The 6,969-nt window shown below is 56.6% G+C and carries 5 protein-coding genes; 1 reads left to right on the plus strand and 4 read right to left on the minus strand.

Annotated elements, in window-relative coordinates; genetic code table 11:
• Positions 1–49: 49 nt before the first annotated feature.
• Positions 50–1,015 carry a phosphoribosylglycinamide formyltransferase gene (purN, locus tag V7665_RS10700; RefSeq protein WP_335664529.1) on the plus strand — a complete coding sequence of 322 codons (966 nt, stop codon included), beginning with the start codon at positions 50–52 and terminating at the stop codon, positions 1,013–1,015.
• 178 nt (positions 1,016–1,193) lie between these two features.
• Here the strand turns inward: purN and V7665_RS10705 are convergent, their stop codons facing one another.
• The 4 genes from V7665_RS10705 to V7665_RS10720 all read right to left on the minus strand — a co-directional run.
• The gene (locus tag V7665_RS10705; RefSeq protein WP_442955213.1) at positions 1,194–1,775 is read right to left on the minus strand and encodes a LuxR C-terminal-related transcriptional regulator; all 582 of its coding nucleotides are present in this window, start codon (positions 1,773–1,775) and stop codon (positions 1,194–1,196) included.
• A gap of 286 nt (positions 1,776–2,061) precedes the next feature.
• Positions 2,062–5,178, minus strand: coding sequence for an efflux RND transporter permease subunit (locus V7665_RS10710; RefSeq protein ID WP_335664531.1), 3,117 nt, complete (start codon positions 5,176–5,178; stop codon positions 2,062–2,064).
• The gene (locus V7665_RS10715) at positions 5,175–6,272 is read right to left on the minus strand and encodes an efflux RND transporter periplasmic adaptor subunit (protein WP_335664532.1); all 1,098 of its coding nucleotides are present in this window, start codon (positions 6,270–6,272) and stop codon (positions 5,175–5,177) included. Before V7665_RS10715 ends, V7665_RS10710 begins: the two co-directional genes overlap by 4 nt.
• 295 nt (positions 6,273–6,567) lie before the next feature.
• Positions 6,568–6,969, minus strand: a 402-nt coding sequence (locus V7665_RS10720; RefSeq protein WP_335664533.1) for an SDR family oxidoreductase, incomplete at its 5' end; no start/stop codon positions are given.

Below are 6,969 nucleotides of genomic sequence, written 5' to 3' on the forward strand. Positions count from 1 at the left end.
GGGACACGCGGCACATGGTCAGCGACGGCCGACTGGACCGCCACTCACAATGGCTGAAAAAGCCAAAATCGCGATATTAATTTCCGGCCGCGGGTCGAATATGGCAGCGATGGTCTACGCCGCCAAATCACCCGACTGTCCTTATGAATTGGTGCTGGTGGCCTCGAATGACCCCGATGCGCCGGGACTGAAGCTGGCCGAGGCGGAGGGCATCGCAACCTTCGCCCATCCGCACAAGGGCCTGGCCCGCGAAGCCCATGATGCAATCATGCATGATGCTGTGATCCAGTCCGGGGCCGAATATGTCGTGCTGGCCGGCTATATGCGGATATTGAGCGACGGCTTTGTCAGAAAATGGGCAGATCATATGCTCAACATCCATCCCAGCCTGCTGCCCAAATATAAGGGCCTCGACACCTATCAGCGGGCAATCGACGCCGGTGACAGGGTCGCGGGTTGCAGCGTCCATCTGGTTACTGCCGAGCTGGATGATGGCCCGGTGCTCGCCCAGACCGAAGTCGCCATCCTGCCCGATGATGATGCCGACGCTCTGGCCAGCCGTATCCTGATCGCCGAACATCAGCTCTATCCTGCCACATTGGCCAGATATGTCACACGCGAGGCTCAACCAGACTGGATCTTGGACCAGGTCCGCCAGCGTGCGCTGGCGCTCGAGGAAAGTCACGAACGATTGAGCTTTGGATCGCCCGGCTGGCGCGTTGGTAGTGAAAAGACCGGCAAATATTTCGCCTATTTCACCCAAAGACTGCATGGCGAGGCCAGCATCGGGCTTTTGGTCAAGACCACTGGAATGGATGAACAGGCGGCCCTGATCGACGCCGATCCGGATCTTTATTATGCACCCAAATTTTACGGAAAATCCGGCTGGATCGCGATCCGGCTCGACACCGGCCGCACCGACTGGGACCATATCGCCAGCTGGCTGAGCAAAAGCTGGCAGATGGTCGCCCCAAAGCGGCTCACCAGGATGATCGAAATCGCGGATCAATTTTAGGAAAAAAGCGCATCACGGGCTGAAAATCTTTGGACAACAAGGAGGAGGGAGAAATGTTGCCCAAAAAATATCTGCGGCCCGAATTGGGAAAAGAAATTCCAACCCGCGATGCAACTCTGGGATTAGACGCGCATTCAAATAAAATCGATACGGCCCTTCGACCGTATGCCCAACATTCTTACATTCCCGCTTCGACCGCCAGCCGGACCATATCCGCAGCGCTGGGGACATCGAGCCGTTTCATCAGGATCGAACGATGCATTTTGATGGTTCGTTCGCTGAGGCCCAATTCATGGGCAATCTGCTTGTTGAGCAGGCCCTTGGCGATAAATTGCAGCACTTCCCGCTGCCGTTTCGACAGGTCCTTCACAATCGCGACCGCCCGCATCCGGCGCGGCTTGGCCAGACTCGGAACATCGGCATCCAGTTCGACCTGTGAGCCCAGAAAATATTCCAGCTCGCCCTCTTCATCAAACAGCGGCGCGACCAGCACGGCATTCTGGAAGGGCGTGCCATCCTTCTTGTAATTCAATATCTCAACCAGCACGGATTTCTGCAATCGCACGCCGCGCCGGATTTCTTCGGTCAGCCATGGCTCGGTCGCCTCGCCCGCCAGAAACCGGCAGTTTCGACCGATAATAAACGCCCGGTCATAGCCGGTCAGCTGCTGGAACGCATCATTGACCGCGACAATCGGATTGTCGGCCAGTCGGGGATTGCTGATTACCGAGGCAATCGGGCTTTTTTCGATCAAGCCCATGACCGAAGCCTTTGGCAAATCCGAGTGGGAGATTGCCATCTGGTCTTGTTCGCTGGGATTGATTTCGTGATCCATGCATTTAAGTTACCCGAGTTGCATGGTTAAAGGCAAGCGGCAGCGCGAAACATTAGGCAATCAGTTTAAATTGCTCGGCACCGGTGCGAACCATTTCTGATTGAATTCCGAACCGAAAAACAGTTTGTCGCAAGAATGCTGCATTTTCGGTCCGCTTTGCCGACGGAACAAATCTCTGTTTGACCAAGATCTCTATCGCAGGAACGCCTGATTACGCGCCCTCGCCGACAGCTTTGCCTTGCCGCAGCTTTTTGAGCCGTCGGGTGACAGCAAGCGGACTGCTGGTGCCGCGGGCCAGCAAATAATAGAAGGCTGGAATGATGATGAGCGTCAATAGGGTCGAAATTGCTACTCCCCAGACGATAACTGTTCCAATGGCCTCTCGGCTGGCCGCCCCGGCCCCTGTCGCTAGCATCAGTGGCAACGCGCCTGCGACAGTAGCGATAGACGTCATTAACACCGGCCTGAAACGGCGTTTGGCGGACTCCAGGATCGCTTTTTCAAACTCCATTCCTTCATCGCGCAACTGGTTGGCAAACTCTACGATCAATATCCCGTTTTTCGCGGCAAGCCCGACCAGCATCACCAGTCCGATCTGGCTATATAAATTCAGTGTGCCGCCCATCACCGTGAGACCCAACAAGCCGCCGCTGATCGCCAGCGGAACGCCCAATATGATGACCAGCGGACTGACAAAGCTCTCGAACTGGGCGGCAAGCACCAGATATACCAATATGATGGTGAAACCGAGCACCATCCAGATCGACCCGCCCGTTTGCCGCAGCGTGCGGCTTTGCCCTTCATAGCCTATGGCAACAACCTCGGGCAGCGTTGCCGCTTCATTGTCCAGGAAGGTGAGCGCTTCACCCAGGGAATAGCCTTCGCCAACCGTGCCCTCCAGCGTGATCGCCCGCAATTTGTTGAACCGGTTCATCTCTCCCGCTTCGGCCCGGCTGGTCAGCGTGACAAGACCCGATAGCGGCACAAGATTATTGTCCCGCGCTCGGACATAGACGTTGGCAAGATCTTCGGCTGTAACCCGATCTTCCGGTTCTGCTTGCAGGATCACGTCATATTCCTCGCCGCGATCGACATAGGTGCCGGCGTTGCGAGAGCCCATCATCGTCTCCAGCGTTCGGCCGATTTCCTGAACGGAAACGCCCAGATCGGCGGCCCTCAGCGTGTCGACATTGACTACCAATTGCGGGCGCGTTTCCTTATAATCGGATTCCAGAGTGGCGATGCCTGGATATTCCTCGGCTGCCACGAACAGAGCATCGCGCGCGCGGGTTAGTTCTTCATAAGTATCACCGGCGATGACAAATCGGATGGCCTCGCCGCCACGCCCGCCAATCGTCGATCCGCCGGAAACAAAGGCTCTGGCCGATGGATAGTCTTTAAACACCCCGTTCAACGCTGACACGGTTTCCGCAGTCGTCATGTCGCGTTCGTCCCATGGCTTGAGGAACATGATCATCCGGCCCGATGAGAAGTCCCCCGACGGACCGAAAGACCCAGGTGCACGAAATAAGACGCGCCTTAGCGGCCCGTCATCTTCGGTAAATGGCAGCGCGAGCTCTTCCAGATCAAACATAACCTTTACCAACCGGTCCCAGCCAGCACCCTCGGAAATCGACGCGCTGCCGAACATGAACCCAGTATCTTCCGGCGGCGCGACTTCGCTCTGCAGCGTTTGCAGTGCAAAAACGGCGAAGAGCGCGGCAAATCCAAAGGCGACCCCGCCCAGCAAGAACGGACGGCGGACCCAGCGAGACAATATGCTTTCATAGCCTGCGCTGGTTTGCCGGAATTTGTCATCGACAAGACGGCTCAATCTGGTTTCCGCGCCCCCCTTTTTCAGGATTTTGGAGCACATGACCGGAATCAGCGTGAGTGCTGTGAAGGTCGAAATTATCACAGCAACAATCATTGTGATGGCCAGCTCACGGAACAGCAGGCCCGTTTCGCCGGGCAAGAACATCACCGGCACAAACACCGCCACCACAACTGCCGTGGTTGCAAGCACAGCAAATCCCACCTGCCTGGCACCTTCAAAGGCGGCAACGAGACGTGTCTCGCCGCTTTCGATCCGGGAATAGATGTTTTCCAGCACGACAATCGCGTCATCCACAACCAGCCCGATCGCCATGACCAACGCTAGCAACGTCAGCAAGTTGATCGACAGGCCAAGCAACCAGAGGACAAAAAAGGTGCCGATGATCGATATCGGGACGGTAACAGCGGGAATGATCGTGGCGCGGACCGACCCGAGAAAAAGATAGATGACGACAATCACCAATATCGCAGCAAAAGCCAGTGTCTCCCAGACATTTTCGATCGCCTTGGCAATAAAAACGCTGCTGTCATAACTCACCGCCAGTTGCACGCCGGGTGGCAGGAGCGGCGTGATTTCTGTGATCCGGTCCTTTATGTCATTCGCCACTTGCAGCTCGTTGGCGCCGGATTGGCGAATGATACCCATGCCAACACCTGGCAAACCGTTTGACCGAAAATGCGCATAGACATTTTCCGGCCCCAGTTCGACCCGAGCGAGATCCCCCAAACGCAACAGCGCCCCATCAGCCGTGCGGCGGATGACCAGCGCCTTGAAATCGTCTACATTGCCATAAGCTCGGGCAACGCGGACGGTGAGGTTAAGGTCCGAAGATTCAACCCGGCCAGCAGGCAGCTCGACATTTTCCCGCCGCAATATTTCTTCGATATCATTGGGAGAAATCCCGGAAGCCGCCATTTTTTCGCGATCAAGCCAGACACGGATCGCCGGCCGAGAGGCACCGCTGGCTTGCACCCGGGCGACGCCATCAATCGACGAAAAGCGGTCAGTCAAGACCCGATCGGCATAGTCGGCAAGCCACAGGGAATCCTTGTCTTTGCCAGTCAGGTTGAGCCACATGAACGGACGCGCGTCGGCATCCACCTTGTTGATTTCCGGCGGATCGGATTCCTCAGGCAAATTGTCCAGTGCCCCGGAGACACGATCGCGCACGTCGTTTGCCGCCGCATCGACGTCGCGGTCAGGCGAAAATTCGATGGTAATGTCTGAGCGCCCATCCCGGGACGAGGACCGGATCATTTCAATACCCTCGACCCCGGCGACCCGATCCTCCAATATCTGGGTAATACGAGATTCGACTACATTGGCAGCGGCACCGGGATAGTTCACATCTACCGAAATGATCGGCGGCTCGATCGCCGGATATTGCCGCACCGGCAGATCGAGGAAAGCGACAATGCCAGCCAGCACCAAAATCAGGCTGAGAACAACCGCGAAAACCGGGCGCTTTACCGAGACATCTGAGAGGATCATGACTCGCCAGATCCCTTTTCATCGCTCAACTTTAAATCGTTATCCGCAGATTCTTCCAGGTTCTTTTTTCCTGGAAGTACAGCCTTCACCGGCGAGTCATCGCGTACCTTCACGGTGCCGTCGGCAACAATTTTTGCACCAAGCGAGATGCCACTTTTCACTTCCACCATGCCCTTGGATCGCAGCCCGATGACAATAGCCGTGCGCCGCGCAATGCCCTCCTTGTCGACCACGAAAACGAAATTCTGGTCGCCCTGCGCAACCAACGCGGTTTCAGGAACCGCCAGACCGGTTCGGGTTTCCGAAACAATGCGCACGCTCATCAACATGCCCGGCCTCAGCTTACGGCCATCGTTTGGCAATTTTGCCCGCACCGTCAAACTGCGCGACAGCGGGTCAACCAGGGGACTGATATTGTCAATCGTACCGAAAAAGCTCTGGTTGGGATAAGCCGCTGTTTTTGCCTCAATCACCTGGCCGGGTTTCAGCGCGCTGAGAAAATTCTCCTGGACGGTAAAGTCCAATTTGATGGCAGAAATATCGCTGATCGTTGCAATCGGACTGCCTGATGTCACGACGGTTCCGGGAGACACCGTACGCAAGCTCAACACACCGTCAAACGGAGCCCGAATGACGCGATCGGAAATCCGCGATCTTATCGCGTTGGCGTCGGCCCGAGCCGTATCACGCAAGGCCGTTTGCTGATCGACTGAAGAATTGGTGGCGAAGCCTCTTTCCTGAAGTTCGGTCAAACGGTCCAGTTGCTTGCCGGCCTCGCGCGCTCTTGCGACGACGGAGCTTAGATCCGCAGATTCTTCGCCGCTCGACAGCCGGGCGATCACTGCACCACGCCTGACCGTGGCGCCATCGGTGTAGGCGATGCGCTCAATGCGTTCGGTGACGGGCGAAGTAATGACAGTTTGTTCATTGGCAAAAGCGGTGCCCACCGCTTCAATCTCGCTGACAAATTCCGCTTGCGTGACGGTTCCACCGACAACCACGGGTGGATCACCCCTGCCCTCGTCTCTATCTCCGCCGCTACAGGCAGACAAGGCGAACAACAATCCCGGAAACCAGAAACTGCGAAGCGTCATTTGGTATACCCTTATAGATTAGAAACACCGCCTTACCCATGCAGGGCCAGGTCGCAACCGCCAATAGAAACTTGCTATCGCTTACATGTTCGCAATGAATAGAGGGATACGTACCAAAGAACCATTTGTTCGATAGTAAAACAGGCGCCGGTCGCAGCCGCCGGCGTTCAGCAATTGGCCGGTCCGATATTTGTGTCTTGAAAGGGGCCGGGCGCAGAACGGAGGGCAAGCGAATCCCTTGCTCGACATTGGCGCGCAAACAAGTTGTCCAAATCAGCTCACTGCCATCGAAAAATCAGGGCACCACGCCCTCCATCACCGATTTCGCATTATCGACCCTGATGGCGGCGCCATTGATGAACTTGCTTTCATCCGATGCCAGAAACAAGACGGTATTGGCGATATCGTCCGGTTCTCCGAGCGCGCTCGGCGCCGGGCCTTCGCTCGCCGGGCGCAGATCGTCGCGCCCGACAACCTTGGGGCCGATGCCGATCACCATCGGCGTCAATATGCCGGCGGGATGGACGCTGTTGCAGCGAATATTATACTGGTTGTTCGCACAATGGACCGCGACGCTGCGGGTCAGGCTCTCGATCGCGCCCTTGGCCATGGCATAAGCGACCACAATCGGCTCGCCGACGATCGAGGCAATCGAGCACATGTTGATGATCGCGCCACCGCCCGATATCTTCATCGC

Source organism: Parasphingorhabdus sp. (assembly GCF_036964675.1).
Classification (GTDB): domain Bacteria; phylum Pseudomonadota; class Alphaproteobacteria; order Sphingomonadales; family Sphingomonadaceae; genus Parasphingorhabdus.